At 36.2% G+C, this 17,889-nt stretch carries 15 protein-coding genes; 4 read left to right on the plus strand and 11 right to left on the minus strand.

The genetic code is table 11. From position 1 onward, the window contains the following. Positions 1 to 101: 101 nt before the first annotated feature. From H7A25_13045 to H7A25_13055, 3 genes are read left to right on the plus strand one after another with little or no spacing between them, the layout of a single operon-like run. Positions 102 to 3,053, plus strand: a complete 2,952-nt coding sequence (locus tag H7A25_13045; protein ID MCP5500827.1) for a hypothetical protein — start codon at positions 102 to 104, stop codon at positions 3,051 to 3,053. Next, positions 3,050 to 4,375 carry a hypothetical protein gene (locus H7A25_13050; GenBank protein ID MCP5500828.1) on the plus strand — a complete coding sequence of 442 codons (1,326 nt, stop codon included), beginning with the start codon at positions 3,050 to 3,052 and terminating at the stop codon, positions 4,373 to 4,375. The genes H7A25_13045 and H7A25_13050 overlap by 4 nt, the downstream gene beginning before the upstream one ends. Further along, the gene (locus H7A25_13055) at positions 4,375 to 6,108 is read left to right on the plus strand and encodes a hypothetical protein (protein ID MCP5500829.1); all 1,734 of its coding nucleotides are present in this window, start codon (positions 4,375 to 4,377) and stop codon (positions 6,106 to 6,108) included. The genes H7A25_13050 and H7A25_13055 overlap by 1 nt, the downstream gene beginning before the upstream one ends. A gap of 318 nt (positions 6,109 to 6,426) precedes the next feature. On the opposite strand, the gene H7A25_13060 is transcribed toward H7A25_13055, so the two are convergent. The 7 genes from H7A25_13060 to H7A25_13090 all read right to left on the minus strand — a co-directional run bounded on the left by H7A25_13060 (position 6,427) and on the right by H7A25_13090 (position 13,244). Beyond that, entirely contained in the window at positions 6,427 to 7,506 is a 1,080-nt protein-coding gene (locus H7A25_13060) for an FAD-dependent oxidoreductase (GenBank protein MCP5500830.1), read from the minus strand. Between the two features lie 24 nt (positions 7,507 to 7,530). After that, entirely contained in the window at positions 7,531 to 8,445 is a 915-nt protein-coding gene (locus H7A25_13065) for a PD-(D/E)XK nuclease family transposase (protein ID MCP5500831.1), read from the minus strand. Between the two features lie 160 nt (positions 8,446 to 8,605). Next, positions 8,606 to 10,387 (minus strand): RNA polymerase sigma factor RpoD, encoded by a 1,782-nt coding sequence (rpoD, locus tag H7A25_13070; protein MCP5500832.1) that lies wholly within the window; start codon positions 10,385 to 10,387, stop codon positions 8,606 to 8,608. A gap of 7 nt (positions 10,388 to 10,394) precedes the next feature. Beyond that, on the minus strand, positions 10,395 to 12,215 hold the full coding sequence (dnaG, locus tag H7A25_13075; GenBank protein ID MCP5500833.1) for a DNA primase: 1,821 nt from the start codon (positions 12,213 to 12,215) through the stop codon (positions 10,395 to 10,397). A 6-nt stretch (positions 12,216 to 12,221) separates the two neighbouring features. After that, positions 12,222 to 12,680 (minus strand): GatB/YqeY domain-containing protein, encoded by a 459-nt coding sequence (locus tag H7A25_13080; protein ID MCP5500834.1) that lies wholly within the window; start codon positions 12,678 to 12,680, stop codon positions 12,222 to 12,224. Positions 12,681 to 12,705: 25 nt separating this feature from the next. Then, positions 12,706 to 12,936, minus strand: a complete 231-nt coding sequence (locus H7A25_13085) for a 30S ribosomal protein S21 (protein MCP5500835.1) — start codon at positions 12,934 to 12,936, stop codon at positions 12,706 to 12,708. An 83-nt stretch (positions 12,937 to 13,019) separates the two neighbouring features. Continuing rightward, positions 13,020 to 13,244, minus strand: coding sequence for a hypothetical protein (locus H7A25_13090; GenBank protein MCP5500836.1), 225 nt, complete (start codon positions 13,242 to 13,244; stop codon positions 13,020 to 13,022). Positions 13,245 to 13,441: 197 nt separating this feature from the next. Between H7A25_13090 and H7A25_13095 the strand changes: the two genes are divergently transcribed. After that, entirely contained in the window at positions 13,442 to 13,909 is a 468-nt protein-coding gene (locus tag H7A25_13095) for a CYTH domain-containing protein (protein ID MCP5500837.1), read from the plus strand. A 5-nt stretch (positions 13,910 to 13,914) separates the two neighbouring features. On the opposite strand, the gene H7A25_13100 is transcribed toward H7A25_13095, so the two are convergent. The 4 genes from H7A25_13100 to H7A25_13115 form a co-directional block, all read right to left on the minus strand. Beyond that, positions 13,915 to 14,697, minus strand: a complete 783-nt coding sequence (locus tag H7A25_13100; GenBank protein ID MCP5500838.1) for an enoyl-CoA hydratase/isomerase family protein — start codon at positions 14,695 to 14,697, stop codon at positions 13,915 to 13,917. 71 nt (positions 14,698 to 14,768) lie between these two features. Continuing rightward, complete coding sequence (locus tag H7A25_13105; GenBank protein MCP5500839.1) at positions 14,769 to 15,878, minus strand: PilZ domain-containing protein; 1,110 nt, start codon at positions 15,876 to 15,878, stop codon at positions 14,769 to 14,771. 70 nt (positions 15,879 to 15,948) lie between these two features. Next, positions 15,949 to 16,902, minus strand: coding sequence for a hypothetical protein (locus H7A25_13110; GenBank protein ID MCP5500840.1), 954 nt, complete (start codon positions 16,900 to 16,902; stop codon positions 15,949 to 15,951). A gap of 84 nt (positions 16,903 to 16,986) precedes the next feature. Then, complete coding sequence (locus tag H7A25_13115; protein ID MCP5500841.1) at positions 16,987 to 17,853, minus strand: class I SAM-dependent methyltransferase; 867 nt, start codon at positions 17,851 to 17,853, stop codon at positions 16,987 to 16,989. Positions 17,854 to 17,889: the final 36 nt, after the last annotated feature.

A 17,889-nucleotide genomic window follows, 5' to 3' on the forward strand; every position in this document is an offset into this window, starting at 1 on the left:
CTTCTCAAAGTAATATGGAGATAAGAGGATTTTTTGTATAGAAAAAATCATTTTTTTTGAAAACTTTTGTTCCAAAGTGCAAATTTCAAACCCTTTATTATATGAGGTACTTAATTTTTCTTTTGTTCCTGACTGCTGTCTGTGCTCCCGGCTCCAGGAAAAAGTCTGTTTTCTCTTTCGATTCCCTCGAAGAAAACACAGCAGAAGGTTTGTCCTTCTATTACGCGACTCCTCCCTTCCGTCCGGAGGAGGAATACTCACAGGAAGCGGAAAATTTAGCGGGTCCGACTCTGTATAAAAATGAAAAAGTCGTCTGCTTATTTTCCTGGCCTTCGTTTCTCTGGGAAAAGGAATGGGGACCACGTTTTCGCTTATGTTTTCCCCTCTCGGAAGGAGAGAATCTTTCTTATTTGCTTTCCCAGTTTTACAGGCAAAAAGAAGGAAAACAGAGATCAACTGGAGAACTAAATAGTCGATACGGTAAAATTTTTTACTCTTATTTCAGTTCTTCAGAGCTTCTGAACTTATTCCGGGAAGAAGAAGGACAAAAGGCCTTACTGGGAGATATATTTTTAAAAGAGAAGTTTAAAAAAGAAAATATTACAGGAGGAATTTATTTCAACCAGGAAAATTCTTCCCATATAGAAACAAGTTTTGCTTCTGACTACTTCAGTCTATTTCTCCTGAAAGAAAAAGCTTATCTCATTTTATTTGCAAGAGAAGCCGAATTTAGCTCCTATAAGCGACACTACCTTGCTTTTCGATTCTTGAAAGATTCGGAATTATATCAGAATATAAGTATATTTTTGGAAAGCATAAAATCAAAAAATCAAAAATTGCAAGAAGAATGTATTCCGGATTTACCAGTATTAACAGAAGTTTCTATTTCATCCTCATCGGCTTTCTCAAAATTTATAGAAATTCAAAATCCCTTTCCTGACAAAAGCATTTGCTTAAATCCGCTTTCTATAAAACTAAATGATAGCACTGTATTCTCCCAAACTTCAGGCTTTATGCTTCCCTCCGCAGTAAAGCTTTTTAGCGATGAAGATTCAAAACTTAACTCGATTCATACTCAATCTGAAAACTGGAAGGAGTTAAAAACCGGTGTTACTATTACATTAGCTAACGACTATGCGATACAAGAATATCCAATTCCTCCTGAATTTCAGGATAGTTGGGAAGATGAATATTTCTCCTACCATGTAAACTCAAAGGACAATTCTAAGCACAATCCATTATACCCCGACCTTAGCGACTGTATGAATCCTGGTATAAACCTGATGGAAAGTTATGATAATGTATGTAAGCCGGAAGATTTTCAATTAAGTGAGATAAATTACAGTGGTTTCTACACAGGAAAAGGACTTTCCTATCACGATAAATTTTTAGAATTAGAATACAGAGGAGAAAAAGACTGTTCAGCAACACAAATTTACCTACAAATTGATACTCATAAAGTTCCCTTTAGCTGTAGAACTCAAACAATCAGCAAGGGGTTCTATACTTTCGGTAGAAAAAAATATCTTTATTCCGTTCCACAATTAATAGAAAGAAATCTTATCTTTTTAAAAACCTCTTCCAGAATTTCTCTACAATCTAAAGAAGAAGAGAGACTACTATTTCCCGGTTTTTCCGAAAACGAATTTCTATTAAATAAAGATCAAAAAGGACACTTTCATTCTATAATATTTGATAATACTAAATATGCTTTTCATAATGCTTATATTTCTCCTCTACTCAGCCCCGGTACCTTAGCTGTTCATTCCATGAGTCCCGGTGAAAAAAATCCCGTTTCCTCTTCTATCCACTCTATTCAGATTAACGAAGTAGCCTGGATGGGTAGCTATTCTTTGGAAGGAGAGTCCTTACCGGAAGAAGAATTCCTCGAATTAAAAGGCAAGGGCCCGGGTTCTATTCAAATAAATATAGATTATTCAGATAATCGAAAAACTTATTTTTTAGTCCTGAATGAGGAAGTTTTTCACACAATCCAGAGAAGTGAAAATACTTGCTTTTCAATACCGAACTCCATTAGAGATTCCGATTTCACCTTACCAAATCAAAAAACAAGTATTAGTATTATTGATATGAACACCGGAGTCTTACTGGATTCACTTGATTACAATCCATCTAAAAATGAAGGCTTAAATGATACTTCCAATAAAATTCGAGCCTCTTTTAGTCGAACCCCAATGGATAATTTTCATTTAAGTTCTCAGAACCCGGAAAATATTGGAAACTGCGGAGAGCACTTTTTAGCCAGTCCGGGAAATGATAATTATTTTAGTTCTTTTTTATATACGATAAACCATATGCAGGGACTGGTATCACCTTATTCTTTACACGGACAAAAGCTTAACCTGTCTGTCAAAGAATATTCGATAGCTCCTGCTACGGACAATAAATATTTGATTCCCTTGCAACATTCTGAATTCTCCCCTATTCTATTTCCTATATTTTCTTATTCCAACAGTCTGTATTACCGGGAAATAGATGGTATAGATTCGATAAGCTACGCATATTCTCCCAATATTTTTATTGATGCGATATCACCCATTCCTCTCAACAGTCAGAATGAATGGGTAAGGATATGCAACTTACAGGAAAGAACGGTTTTTGCAAATCAGCTTATAATCGAAGACACATCTTCACCCGATAGACTAAGAGATTTTTTTTCTGTATATCCTGATATAAATCCTTTGTCTACCCAAGAAGGATTTAACTTACAGAAGGAAAGTTTAGGTAAAGGAGACTGTGCTTATGTATTAGATCCCGATGCAAGAGATGTAAAGCTTCCGCTAAAAGGAAATCTTCCGCTCGCAGTCTGGACTGTAGAAAGCTCTAAAACTATTGGTAATGGGCTTTCCGCTTCAGAAAATATAGATCTCTATGAAGAAAAAGATGGCATACTCTATCACCTACATTCCTATGGAAATCGTCATTCCGCTTATCCCTTTAAGCTGAACCTATCCACAGGAAAACGTGCCATTCTTATAGAAGGAAAACAGGGTGAGAATCTAAATGACTATATGATAGAGGAAGACTTATGATTATTCTTATATTCCTAATATTTACATTTCCCATTCTTTCTAAGCCAGAATACTCCCTGGAAACAATCCTTCTCAGGCAGGAAGGCAGTTTTTCCGGGAAAACAGAAAAAGAAACAGAATATGTATCTGAGTCAGATATTCTTCTGGTACCAAATTTTTACTATTCAGAAGAGGACAAAGAACGAAGTTTTGATTTAAGTTTCCAACTGGTAAAAAGAGGAAAACAATCGGATGCAAACCAATTTTTTTGGGCAGGCAAAAATCTTTACTATTCAAGAAATTTTTCCACATTCTCCGTGTTTTTGGGAAGAAAGCAGGATTCTATTTATGATACGATCTTTAATTCTTATTACGATGGCCTGGAAGGTCTTGGAATTCAAATTAATTTTTCTTCAAGAACCAGACTCTTTCTTTCTTTATTGGATTATTACAGAGCATTTCCATTATTAGAAAAGAATCTATTCCTGAATAAGAAATCTGAGTCCCAAAAAGGAGCGATGTGGAGACATGGTTTAAAACTGGAATATGATAAGGATAGCTTGAGAAGTCTTTTTTATCTGAATTATACAAACACCGGAAGCGCAGGTAAATACAGCAATGAGGACCCGCTGAAAAAAGGCAGGGGAGATAGAGATTTTCTGATACACTCAGGTATATTACTTCAATATAAGCGGTTTACTAATTTCGGTACAATAGATTCAGCTCTTTTATTCTGTGTGTCCAGAGGAATAGATAAAACTCTTTTTCATCCCGTACGCAAAGATAGTAGTCTTCCGGTAAGCGGGGAAATGTTATCAGGGAAAATAGAGTGGAGAAATCCCTTATTTCGCATATCATCCTCCTTCTATCTACCGGATGCAGATAAAACAAATGCGGAAAAAGAAATCTTAGAATTAGGATATACAGGATTGGGAACGAATCCATTATCTTCTCAACTCTTAGTGAATCTCCTCGATTTCTACCCCTCGGCCTGGATCACAGAAAATGCGTGGGAAAAAAGTTTTTCGACTAAATCTGCAAGAAGAAACTCTTTTTTTACCCAACTGGGTTTTCAAGTTCAAATAGAAGAATATGAATTAGGAGTATCTTATGAACATATTGTCCCTCAAAAAGAAATAGCTTCGTACGGAGGAGGACTTGTATGGAACAAGGCCCACTATGAACGATACTTTCTCGGAGAATTTACACTCAGTATAGGCTTTAGAGAAAAAAAAGAAGAAAACTTTTACTTCACAATTTCCTACTCCGACCTAAAGCAAACAGGTGGAGAAGCACCCATAAAAGCAAAAGGCCTTGGTATAAAGGCCGGAATGAGGTTCTAATGTATCAATCACTATATAAATTATGTTTTATCATCCTTTTTTATTTTATAAGTTGCTCTAAGGATAAAAATGTTTCGAGAGCTTATCTGGAGCAAATGGTTGGTGATGCAAATCTTCCTTCTGAAGGTATCTATTTTTCTTATCCGGGAAAATATAGTCCGGAAGATAAAAAAAATCTGGTTACAGAAATAATTCTGAATTTACTCAATCAAGCCAAGACTTCTATAGAGATCTATGCCTACTCTTTCGATAATCCTAAACTCATAGAAAGCCTGCAAGAGGCAAGACAAAGAGGGGTAAAAATCAAAATCGTAGGAGATACAGAAAAAGACTATTCTCTTCTTATAAAAAGCGGATTTCAAATTGAGTTATGGAAAGCTTCCGGCTTACACCATATAAAAGCTATCTTAGTTGATAGAAGTTCTTTTTTATTCGGAACAGGAAATTTTTCAAAATACGGTTTGCGCTCTAATTATAATGCGTATTTTCTAAAATATCTAAGCCCTGAAGAGGGGGATCAAGTTTTTCAATTTTTAGAAGAAAAATATCCGGAAAGTTTTTTAGTTTTAGGTGAGCATATCCTGATCAATTCTCCATCTAAAGGAAAGCTAATTCAGGATACACTTATACAACAAATTCAATCAGCAACAAAAGAAATACACTATCTCATTTTTGATCACTTTGATCCTATTGTAAGTTATGCTCTGAAAGAAGCCGCTCAAAGAGGTGTACTCATAAAAGCTATTTATGATTCTCCCGTAGATCCGGAAGGTGAATATTTAAGTTCCTTATCCCCTTTTATAGAAGTATACAGAGATGGAAACGAGGATAAATATAAAGAAGATGGAATCTATCATGGAGGTCTTTTACACCATAAAAGTATGTTGATTGATAATAAAGTTCTGCTCAGTGGCTCTTATAATTATTCCAGGAGTGCAAGGGACGATAACCGCGAAATGTTTATAATTTCCTATAAACCATCAGATATCGAAGATTTTTTAGAAGAATATAAAAGAGTGGAAGAACATGCCTATCGTGTTTATCCGGAAGTTAAAGATTTTTTAAACCCAGAGTCAATACAAAACCTAAGTCTATCGGCTACAAATAGTCTCTGTATACAAAAAAAAATAGATTTCTTTCCAAAAGAAGAAGCACTCATTTTGGATATTCAAAAAGGACTTTTTTCTTCGATAATTTATATCCCGATAAAAGATAAAAAAAGTTGCTATCCTTTATCGGATAGAGAAAGCATTTCCTCAGGACTTGCTGCCTTTACAAAAACAGTGTGGTTTTATGACTCGGAGTATTTTTCCGGTATGAACTTTTCGTTTCGACATTCGCTTCAAAAGGAAATTTACAGGGAAAACATTACATTAGATATAGAAAATATTAATAAATACATATATCCTATAAAAGTTCAAAAAACTCCCGACGCTTCCTTTATAATTCAATTCAAAGATTTTCCAATTTCTACTATATCTCTTTTAGAAGCAGGTAAAAAAATAAAAACTTTATCCTTCGAGAAAACTACAGACCCGTATAGCTATAAAGTTTTTTCTGAATTATCCAATTCGGGTTCGATTTTACTCATAAACCAAAATTTCTTTAGCTGCCTTAAGAAAAAAGAAGAAAACCTTTCTGATGTATTAGAATTCATTTTAGATCGTTATTACTTAAAATCCTATATGAGCGACAGAAAATTGGAAAAAGCAAATTGTTATGATGTGAATTGAACTTGACTTCTAATACTCTTCCTTAAGTCTATAAAAAAAACCAAAGAGAGGTGTTGCAAATGAACGACATGCACGTAGTAGGAAGCCTTGCAGGTGTAGTATTTATGGTGGGAATGGTAGTCTATATTTTTTTCCTTTTGAAAAAAAATCTTCGTTAGGATAGGAAGAAAAGGCTCATCACCCTAAAAAATTAAATGCAATCCCAAAAAAATCTATATAGCAAATTTTCAGTTTATCCGAATTTTATATTAGGATAAATTGTGATTAATGGGATTGCCTTCATGAAGTTTATTTACTGATTCTGCGGTAGATTCGACTTTATGGTAGTCCCTTTTTTTTTATTTCTTTTGCGAGTTCAATACCGCCTAACACGCAGCGACTCACATCCCCTCCCCACAACCAGTCCCCAATAGGCCAAATATTTGTTTTATAACACATATCAAGATAAGCCCTATACTTTTCAGAAGAAAAATCAAGCTCTAATTCTCTTTCAAAAAGAGAAGAATCCGGGAAAGCATATCTCCATTTACGTGGATAAAATTCATCCGGTACTTTATCTTCCAACTCCTGTAAGCCTAATAGAGCAAGCGCTCTTGGAAGAAAATATTCTGCGGCTGCAAAACTGGCAGGAAGGGGTTTGTAATTCTCATCCACCCAGCGTTCAAGATTACGGGAACTAAAAGAAGCGGAAAATTGAATCGATAAAATCAGGGTGTTGGTTTCTGGAGGATACTTTTTGCTTTCAAGAGTAATAAGTTCCATCTCTGTCCCTCGTTCTCCCTGAATAGTGGAAAGAGAGTGAATCTTAGATAATAAATCATTTGAAAGATTCCTCCAGAGTCCGGTAATAATCAAAATCGAGGTATATTCAGAATAATCCCGAGTAAAGTTATCCCATTCCGTCATAATACCGGAGTTTTTCAAACTTGAAATAATGCCCGGTAAATGTTGCGCCAGAATAACCGTATCAAAAGAAGCTTCTTTTCCATTCGTAAAGCTTAAAGTCCAGGATTCCATTTCCGGATTACGGCTAATTTTTTCTAACTCATGCTGCAAGAAAATATTCTTAGTATCCAGTAAGGCCGTTGACACGCACTTCATTCCCGTCTTTGGAAAAAAAAGATCGATATCCTCTCCAGCAGAAAGAAAGCCCGAGTCCATACAGTGAAAAGATAAGTAATTCCTGAGAGAAAAATTTGCAACCTGTCTCCCTCCATCTAAATACGAAATCGGATCTCGAAAAAAGGTCGCTCCTACATCAAACTTCTCATTGGTAGCTAATTGAACCGTATACAAACGCCCGGAAGTAGTCTTTGACTTTTCAAAAACAACTGAACCGGGTAGTTCTTTCTGCAGGACAGAACCACTAATTCCACTTCCTATTATAGCAATACTCATTTTAGATTACCTTATGCTAACATATCAAACAGAAGAAGAGTTTAATAAAGACTCAACTTCAGCTAGCGTTAAACCTGTAGTTTCTGCAATTTCTGTAAAACTTTGTCCTCTGGCAAAAAGCCGATTGACCATAGTCTTATAAAGCAAACTTTTATCCTCCTCTGCTTTTTTAATTGCTTCTTCTTTTTCCTGCTCCGCCTTCTGTTTTTCTTCCTCTGCCTTCTGTTTTTCGGCTTCGGCTCTCTTCACACGTGTATCATACATGGATAGAACGACTTTCCTGCCTTCTTCTTCCTTCATTTCACGAATCTGTAAAGGAGATAATCTGTCATAGTCTATCAGTTGAACCGCTTTCCTTATGCCTTCGTTTTTTAAATTTACCCTATAGTTTTCCTGGTTATAAATAGACTCATAGATAAGATCTAACCAATCGCGATAATTTGCAGGCATACTATCTGTTCTATTGTGTGGATTTAACAAAATAAATTTATGACCAAATATAGGCACAAGTTTATCCATAAGGTTTCTCGGATCTGCACTGGAGATAAGAACCTCATCTTTAATAGGATTTCCATTTATATCCAGACCATCATAGGGACTGGATATAATAACTATGGTATAAACTACCTGATTGGTTTTGTAATCTTTTGAACTTTTCTGTTGTTCTGAAATTGCCATATTATGGTAATGCAAAAAGCGATCAAAGTGGTAATCATATTCCACGTTCTGGATTTCGATGATAAATCGCTCGTCTTCGGTTTCAGCAAAAATATCATAGGCAAAATCGATATTACCAATCTTAGGTGAGAACCTTTTTTCTGTTTCAATATTCCCAAGAATAACATCAAGGCCAAGAATATCTCTAACAAAGCAAGTCAGGACTTCTCTGTCAGTAAAGGCAATTTTAAAAATAACTTCATTGCTTAAAGGTGCCAGCATAATACCAGATATTTGATAAGTTTATAAAGAAAGTCAAGAGGAAAACACTGTTATGAAATGAAAGAGGCTATCTAAAAAATCGCTTCGTATCGTAGTTGCCAGACCCTGGATAGGTAGTAATACCATATCGAAGGGCGGCAGCTACAGTTTAAATATCTGTTTAATCCAGAATATAATCTTTCAGTTTTTTAGATCGGGTTGGATGCCTGAGTCTTCGAAGGGCCTTGGCTTCAATCTGTCGAATTCTTTCCCTTGTTACCTTGAATTGATAGCCAACCTCTTCCAGAGTTTGCGCATAACCATCATCCAGACCAAAACGCATACGAATTACTTTCTGTTCCCTTGCAGGCAAGGTTTGAAGTACCTGCCGAATTTGCTCGGCCAAAATACTACCGGCAGCTGCATTTATGGGAGATTCAACTTCTTTGTCCTCAATAAAATCTCCGAGTTCCGAGTCCTCTTCCGAACCGACCGGAATTTCCAGAGAAATAGGCTCCCTTCCCACATTTTTTACAGCTTTTACTTTTTGAACCGGCCAACCCAGACGTTCGGCAATTTCCTCATTAGTAGGATCACGTCCAAACTCCTGTACAAAGAGTCTTGCTTCTCGAATGACCTTATTCACCTGCTCGATCATATGAACCGGCACCCGGATGGTTCTTGCCTGATCCGAAATAGCTCGTGTAATAGCCTGACGGATCCACCAGGTAGCATAAGTAGAAAACTTATAACCTTTCTTGTATTCAAACTTATCGACAGCCTTGATTAAACCAATATTTCCTTCCTGGATCAGGTCAAAGAAATGCATTCCACGATTAGCATAGCGTTTGGCAATAGATACAACAAGCCTTAGGTTAGCTTTAACCAATTCCTTTTTTGCCTGGGAGATTTCTCTTTCTCCCTTTATAATTTTTTCTCCCCATTCTTTGATTATATCTGTAGGAGAACCGGCTTCCTGTTCCATCCGGCGGAGTTTTCTTTCATTATTACGGATATCCTTAATCACTTCCCGAACTTCATCAATCGGGACACCCATCATTTTTTCAATGTCTTCTATATTTTCATTTTTCTCAATAAAACGGTTAAAAGTTTTAATTTCTTTTACATCATGACCGTATCTGGCTTTAATCTTTAAGAAATGACGATCGATTTCTTTGATACGAAAAACCATGGATTTTATTTTTTGGGAAAGCTTCTGAATCTCTCTTTGTGATACACCGATTTGCCGTACGCATACATCGATCCTTGCAGTAGCCTGTTCAATTTTATCTTTTAGCTCCCGGAATTTCTTGCTATTTTCAGAATACTTGCGTATTTTATTTATAGCCTCATTCAGAACTTTTTCTTCTCCCTGGATCAAATCCATATTATCAAAAAACAGTTTTTCCAGTTTGTCAGCTTCTATCTGGTTCAGAGCATACATCTTGTCAACATGAACCAATTCATAAACCTTAATTTTACGGCTTTTAATTTTAGGAATTAACTTTAGGAAATTAGCACGCAGAATACTGGAAGAAAGGATGGTTTCTTCAATAATTTTTTCTCCCTTTTCTATCCTTTTGGCCAAAAAGACTTCTGTTTCACCGGAAATTAAGCTTACCTTTCCAATCTCTTTCAGATAAAGGCGAATCGGATCCTCAGAAGAAGCACTCACTACATTAGTTTCTTTTTTCTTACGACTGGGCTTTTCTTCCTTCCCGGCTGGTGCTGCAGGAGTTGGAGGAGCCGCAGCAGCCTGTTGATTTTCGAGGGCTTTTTTGGAATATTCCTCGACAACCTCGATTCCCATCTCATGCAATAAAGTAAATACATCGTCTATCTTTTCAGAATTCAGAATCTTATCAGGAAGAATATCATTGATTTCATCATATGACACTTCACTGTTGGTCTTGCCTATAGAAATAATTCTCTGAACCTCCGGAAGGCTCTGCAAATTTTCCATATTCTCGTTAACCTCTTTCTGGACCTGGTGTGCGTTCTCGTAATTTGTTTCTAAGTTCTTCACGTTTAATGCTTAATTCCATTAGCCTTTTAATAGTTTCTGCTTTCTCAGTTTCCACCATATTAGGTTCAAAAACAGAGAGGCGCTTTATCTTTTCTTCCAGACTTAAAAGTTCGTGCCTGTCTAAAAGTTCCAAAAAAATTTCTACTACATTTTCCCTTTGCTCTGTTTCTTCTATCAGGTAACCAGCAATAAAATCAATACTGATTCCCTGAACATCTGAAGACAAAAGTCCTTCCGGTGAAATCTGTTCTTCGTTAAGAAATAGAGTATAAATATAATCCCAGAGAAACGAAGCGTCGTCGTCGACAAAATCCACTTCAGAGAGTCGGTTTGCATATTCGAAAAGCTCATTATGCATAATAAGCATAGCAATCAAGCGCTTTTCACAAATAGCAAGAGGGCTCTGAGTTTTTTTAACTTTTTTTTCAGTATCGGGATTATTTGTTTTGACTTGAAAATTATTATTTTGTTTGCTGCCGCTGAAAAAATCTTCAGAAAGTGCAGAGGCTTCGATACCGAGTTTCTCCGCTGACAATTTCAGATACATGTCCTGATCCGTTTTCAAGTTTAGGTTTCGAATAAATTGGAAAAGACCTTCGAGGGCCCTGCGTTTTTTTTCCGGACTCGAACCCGAAGAAACTCCGCTTAAAATTTCAGATAAAATAAACGCTGAAAGTTCGAGAGATTTATCTTCTATCAACCTATCGATTTCAAGTTTATTCTTTTCCCTGGACAAATCAAAGGGATCTTTCCCATCTTCCAGAAGAAAAATTTTGACAGGCATTTTTTCGTTCAGACAAAGCTGGCTCGCTCGAAACGCAGCCCGCTTACCAGCGCTATCTCCATCATACATTAAAAGAAGTTCATCTGCATAACTTCTTAAAGTACGAATCTGAACCTCACTGAGTCCTGTTCCAAGTGGAGCCACTACGTAATCAATTTCTCTGGCAAATAGACCGATTACATCCAAATAACCCTCAACAAGAATGGCTTTACGATTCTTTCGAATAGAAGGTCCTGCCTGGTAAAGATTATAAAAAGAACTACCCTTATCATAAACAATCGAAGCCGGACTATTTATATATTTTGCTTCATTTGATTCTCCGATTACTCTTCCACCAAAGGCTGCAATATTTCCATTCCTATCTTTAATAGGAAAAATCAATCTGGAACGAAAAAAATCGTAATATTCTCCTGTCTTACCGGCTCGCTCTTTTAATAGACCAAGAGATAAGGCCTGCTTTTTTTCTCTATCAGTTTTACATACTGCCTGTAAAAGATTCTGGTAACCGGGAGGGGCATAGCCCAGCTCAAAATATTCCGCTTCCTTTTCTGAAATTTTACGAGAAGCAAGATAATCCCTCGCTTCTTTCCCTATTCCAGAATAAAGGGACGCCTTAAAGAAACTTAAAGCCTTACGATTCAGGGAAAAAAGTTCAATTTTCTCATCCTGTTTATCTTTGTCCCGGTCAGAAATCTGTAGAGGAATACCGGAATAGTCAGCCAGAATTTCCCTGGCTCGATTAAAATCTACCTTCTCGAACTCCTGGACAAAAGTAAAAATATCTCCTGATTTTCCACAGCCAAAACAATGAAAAAAACCCAGATCAGGTGAAACGGTAAATGAAGGAGTCTTTTCATTATGAAAAGGACATAATCCAAGGTAACGCCTACCCTGTTTCTTGAGTTGAATATGTCTGGAAATATAAGATTCAAGACGGACTTCCCTCTTGACTCGTTCAACAAATTCTTTAAAGGTTTGCAATCTAAGTTAGAATAACTTCTGAATCTCTTCTTTTACAAGAAGAGCAACAAGGGCACCATCTATGTTCTTTCCCTTTAATTCTTGCATGGCTTTACCAACATACTTCCCTGAATCAGCCGCTTTTGTAGGTGGGTTTTCTTTTATAAGTTTTGCGATAAGCTCCAGAATCTCTTCTCTGGATAAAGGAGGAGGAAGATAGGAAGAAAGAATTTCCGCTTCATGCTCTTCCCTTTGTTTTAGGTCTTCACGTCCAGCTCTTTCATATTCTCCGGCAGACTCCTCTCTCTGTTTCATAGCCTTTTTTATAATAGAAAGGACTTTTTCATCATCCAGAGAGGAGGCCCCTGTCTTCGCGAGCTCATATTGAATATCAGATTTCAACATCCTGAGTACAGGAAGCGTATTCTGATCCTTTCTCTTAATGGCCGCTTTTAAATCTTCGTTAATCTTTGCCTGTAAAGACATCAGTTTAAACTTACTCTAAATTAAATTATAACTTATCTTTTTTCGCGAAGATACGTTTTTTTTTGTCTCTCTTTCTTTTGGCAGCTTCAACAGCTTTTTTACGGATTACGCTGGGTTTTTCGAAGTGTTCTCTTTTTTTTATTTCACTGAGGATTCCTGCATTTGCACAATCTCTTTTGAATCTTCTGAGGGCTCCTTCAATGGATTCCCCTTCTTTAATAACGATCCCGACTTCTCTCGGAGAATTACCTACCATCTAAACTCCTTGGACTTTTATTTCAATTTAACAGCATATTATAAATGGTAATTTTTGTCAAGTGCCCTTCAGATATTGATTGCTCAGGCTGCAAAAAATTCAGCTTTTTGTATTGTTGAAAACTCTATTCGGAAAACATTTCCGTCTTTTTCATTTTTAATTACCGCATCTCCATCAATCTTCCGATTTTTATCTAATTCGACGATGCTTCCATCTTTCAAATAAAGAACTATATCTATACCCCTGTAATTTACGTATCTGGATAAAACTTTTTTGAATGTATTTCTCTTTTGTGCGAGTTCGTCCATCACCTAACCCTTATGTCCTATTATATTATGTCAGTTTTATATACGGTACGTTTCCGAAGGAGCTTAACATAATTTTTTTGCACATTAGAAAAAAATAAGATTTTTAAATACGAGACATAAACAAATTTTTCTACTTCAAAATAAACCTCAATATAAATTTCCTTGCAGAATAATCAAATTCAAAATAATCCATCATTATGGGATTAGAGATCGAACGCAAATTCTTAGTGAAAATAGATAAACTCCCCGAACTTTCAGAGGGAAAAGAAATTCAGCAGGGCTACATTTCTTCCGAAGGAGCTGCTGTTATCAGAATACGGATTATGGCAGAAAAAGCCTTCCTTACTATCAAGTCAAACTCCCCCGGCTTAAGTCGCTTAGAATTTGAGTATGCAATTCCTATGAATGATGCGAAAGATATGATCCAGCAACTCTGCAAAGGTAAATACATCAAAAAAAAGCGTTATACTTTACAGGTAGCAAAGCATACCTGGGAAATAGATGTATTCGAAGATGAGAATAAAGGCTTGATAATAGCAGAAATTGAGTTGGAAACTGAATCGGAAAGCTTTGAACTCCCCGATTGGATTGAAAAGGAAGTTACATCTGAAAAAAAATATTATAATGCAAACCTGATGAAATCACCATATCTTCAGTGGAAATAATAAATTCACTTCCCCTTAAATACCGGTTTACGTTTTTCTAAAAAAGCTGTATAACCTTCCCTGTAATCCTCACTATCATAGCAGGCATTCATTGCTTCCATAATTTTTTCAAAATGCCTGTCCTCCGGTGCCTTTATATGCTCGTTTATAGCTACCTTCACAGCATGAACACTCAAAGGTGCATTTTCTGCTATCTTCATCGCATACTTTTTTGTAAATTCTACCAATTCCAATACAGGCACAACCTGATGAACAAGCCCCATATTCTTTGCTTCAAGAGCATTATAAAGCTTGGCAGTATACAACATTTCTCTTGCATAAGAAGCACCTACGACATTGATAACCTGCTGAACATTTTCATAACCATAGGCCAAACCTAATTTGGCTGGAGGCAAGGCAAAACTGGAATTATCTGCTGATATCCTGAGATCAGAATTTAATGCAATCGCACACCCCCCCCCAATACAAAATCCATGAATCATAGAAATTACCGGTTTATAAGAATTACGTATAGAACGAAAGGCCACCTGCGTTGCTTCATTATAAAACTCAGCTGTTTCGAGATTATTGCGAAGTTCTTTAAACTCCGAAATATCTGCTCCGGCAATAAAGGCTTCCTCACCGGCTCCCCGAAATAAAATAACCCGAATCTCTTCATCCCGATTCAATTCTTCGATTAATTTGGGAATAGATTGCCACATAAGCAAATTTAGTGCGTTTCGTTTTTCCGGACGGTTAAAAATTATCCAGCCAAGCTTTCCATCTTTTTCTAATACAATATGTTCCATCTCGTTTTATTTCTTAGTATGCCGCCCTTCGATATGAAACATCTGCTATCGAAGGGGTAAGCCATTAAAGATTATCTTTCTCTTTCGTCCTGCTTATAAAAGAGTCTGTGGACCAGAAGCAGAAAGTTATAAATAGACTCTCGTTTTAAATTTTCAAAGGAAACTCCAAAACCAACGGGTTTATCGTATTTTTTTTCCGTATTAATCCAACTGACAAAAGCATCTCCGGAAAAAGAAATTCCCATCATAGAGAAATTAAATTGAACTTTTTCTCCCTTTTGTACGGAAGCGGAATCAGAAACAAAGAAAAATCCTCCTTCCGAAATGTTCAGAATATACCCATCTATCTTCTTATTATTCTGATATACATCTGCAAAAATCTTTTTATAATATCTAGGAAGAAGTTTTCCCTGTAAATATTCACTGAGTTTCTTCTGGCTTCCATATTGGCTATTTGAATAACTGAACTGAAGACCCAGTAAATCGCCTTCTCTTCTAACCGGCACAGCTTCGACCACCCAGTTTTCATCCAGTTCTAATACTAATTTACATTCCTGTCCGAGCTCTATATTTCCATCAATCTTAGCAAGACAGCCACCCGGACTAATGTCGATAGTCGTAAAAGGATACTTCTCACCGGGAATCGTAATGAGAGTCCCTTTAACCGGAATTTCAATCCTCCACTTACGGCGAAAACTTCTCGGCACAAGTGTAAGATAGGGAGTAGATATATCTTTACTTAAAAAATATTGTAAAATGATGAAATAAAATAAAGTAAGGAGAAGATTATAAACAATCCTCGGACTTAAACCCGTATTAAAAACCCTGTAAATACTGTCAATGATGAGGATAAAATTAAAAGTCAAAAACAAAAAATATGCCCAGCGCTTTACCCCCAAAAGACCAACTCCAATCACAAAGGCCATCAGGTTCAACATGATTTTATAATAACGAATTCCAACTTCAACTACATAAAACTTCTGACTAATAGGAAAACGTTTGTGTATAATGCTTGTGGGTGGAGCCAAACTTGTAAAAATAGACTTATAATCATAGATAGGCTTCTCAATTTCTCTGGCAGTAGCCAGGTAGCTGATAAGCGGAATCATTACAAACAAAAAGCCTATTAATATAAGCCTTTTTGGAAGTTTAGAAAAGGAAATTGGAAAAATTGCACTCATTATCACCTCTAAAAAGAGAATGTATAACCTTTTAATAATTGTCAATCAATACAAGTATGAAAAATAAAGATTATTTCATTTTTATTGAATTCTTTATAGATTCTTCTATCTCTTTCGCCTTTTCCCTGAGATTTTCCGGATAATTCAGAAACACAACAAGCCCGTTTTGTCCTGTCAAAAAATAAAACTCATGGGTATAAAAAGATTCTACCTTCCCATCATTTCCTCTTACTGAATAGGAATAAAGAAACTCATTTTGAGCGACTACAGTCTCCCTAAACAAGCGATTTTTCAATGACTGACTTATACCTCTTTTTCTATCCCAGAATCTCTTTAGGGATTTCATATTTAGACGGTAAGAAGAAAGAGAACGAAAATTTCCTATACTTACATACAGGCCTGCTTTCAAATCTTCTCCTTCTGTTAAACGCTTATATTCAGAATAAAAATCCGGCTTCAAATTCTCTTTCCTTTCCGGTAGTAGACGAAAACGGGAATAAGAATAAAAATATTCTTTATGAGTAAATACGTTTTTTTTCTCGGGAAAAAGATACTCCAATGTAGCAGGAAGCTCAAAACTATATCTCCAGATTTTACTCTCAAGATGCAGCCTTCTCTTATTTTTTTTATTCTGAATACAACCATAAGGTTCTGACTCATAACCTAATTCGCCTATGCCAAGTCCTTCAATCTCATTTATTTTTTTTTGCACATCCCGGTTTGACACAGGAGTCTGTTTCAAAAGGTTACAGAGTTTTAAACCCTTAAGGAGCAGTAGAGATTTTCCAAATTCTTTTTTCCCATATAATCCTTCCGCTTCCTCCCAAAAAAAAGGATAATGTGTATCTTCCGGAAAAAGTCGTTTGTAAGAAGAAGAGCTAAAAAGATACTGAATTTTTCCCTGTCGGCTTACGAGAATTTCCCTACCGTAAGGATCGTTAAGACGGGTATAAGCCTTTAGAGAATCTGCATGGTTCAATGTAAGAGAATAAAGCCTCTTTTCTTTTTTTTGGATAGCTTTCATCCATTCTCCCCGAAGAAGCTCTTCTTCTGCAAAAAGGGAAAAGGATAAAATAAAAATTAGAATACATCGAAAAAACAACAAAACCTATTCATCTTTCAGGAAAGATACTGCTATCATATCTCCCTGACCTGTTACTTTAACCAGATTATCGGCAACTGTTTTAAAAAACTGATACAGAAGACCTGCTTCCTTATTCGTAGTAAGACCGCTTCCATAGCTTATCCAGGCATTTTTTTTAAAACCAATAGTTCGACATTGAGAAATAAGGCCTTCGAGAGAATAATAGTACAAATGTTCCGGAACATTCATAAACCTCCAATTAACTCCCTGAAAAAAAGCCAAAAAACCATATCTACAGGTAGAAAGTATCATCCTCCCTCCCGGTTTTAAATGCCGATAAATCTTTTGTAAGGTTTCCTTTGGCTTATGTAAATGCTCAATAGAAGCCCAGAGAGTAATCAGGTCAAATTTTTCTTCAGTCTGTAAATCCCAATCCAAAAAATCCGCTCGATAAACTTCCAGTCCAAGTTTTTCTCTGGCAAATGCCACAGGTGCTTCAGCTATGTCTATACCTTTTGCTTTCCAGCCCCTGTCTTTCATGAAATCAACAAAATATCCAGCAGCACAACCAATATCCAGACTGGTTTTAATAGCAAGGCTTTCTTCCCATTCAAAGAACTTCAGGTCTTTTAGATTTAAGTTAAAAACACGGCTAATCTCGTTCTTTATCTTCTCCGAATAATAGTTGTCATAACCCCTGTCGGTTCTTTTTGTAAAATATTCATTAGAATAGTATTTTGCAACCTCTTCTTCTGAGGGCTGAGGGTTTACCTGCACTAAGCCACAAGATTTACACTTAACTACAGTAAATTCTTCTCCCTGTGAACTTTTTTTACGAAAAAGAGGAGAAAACTCATGATGATTACAGTTATTACAGGGAATTAATTCCATAGACCTGTCCTTTCAAATGGGATTTGTTCCCTTTTC

The sequence above is a fragment of the Leptospiraceae bacterium genome (assembly GCA_024233835.1).
In the GTDB taxonomy this organism is placed as follows: Bacteria; Spirochaetota; Leptospiria; order Leptospirales; family Leptospiraceae; genus JACKPC01.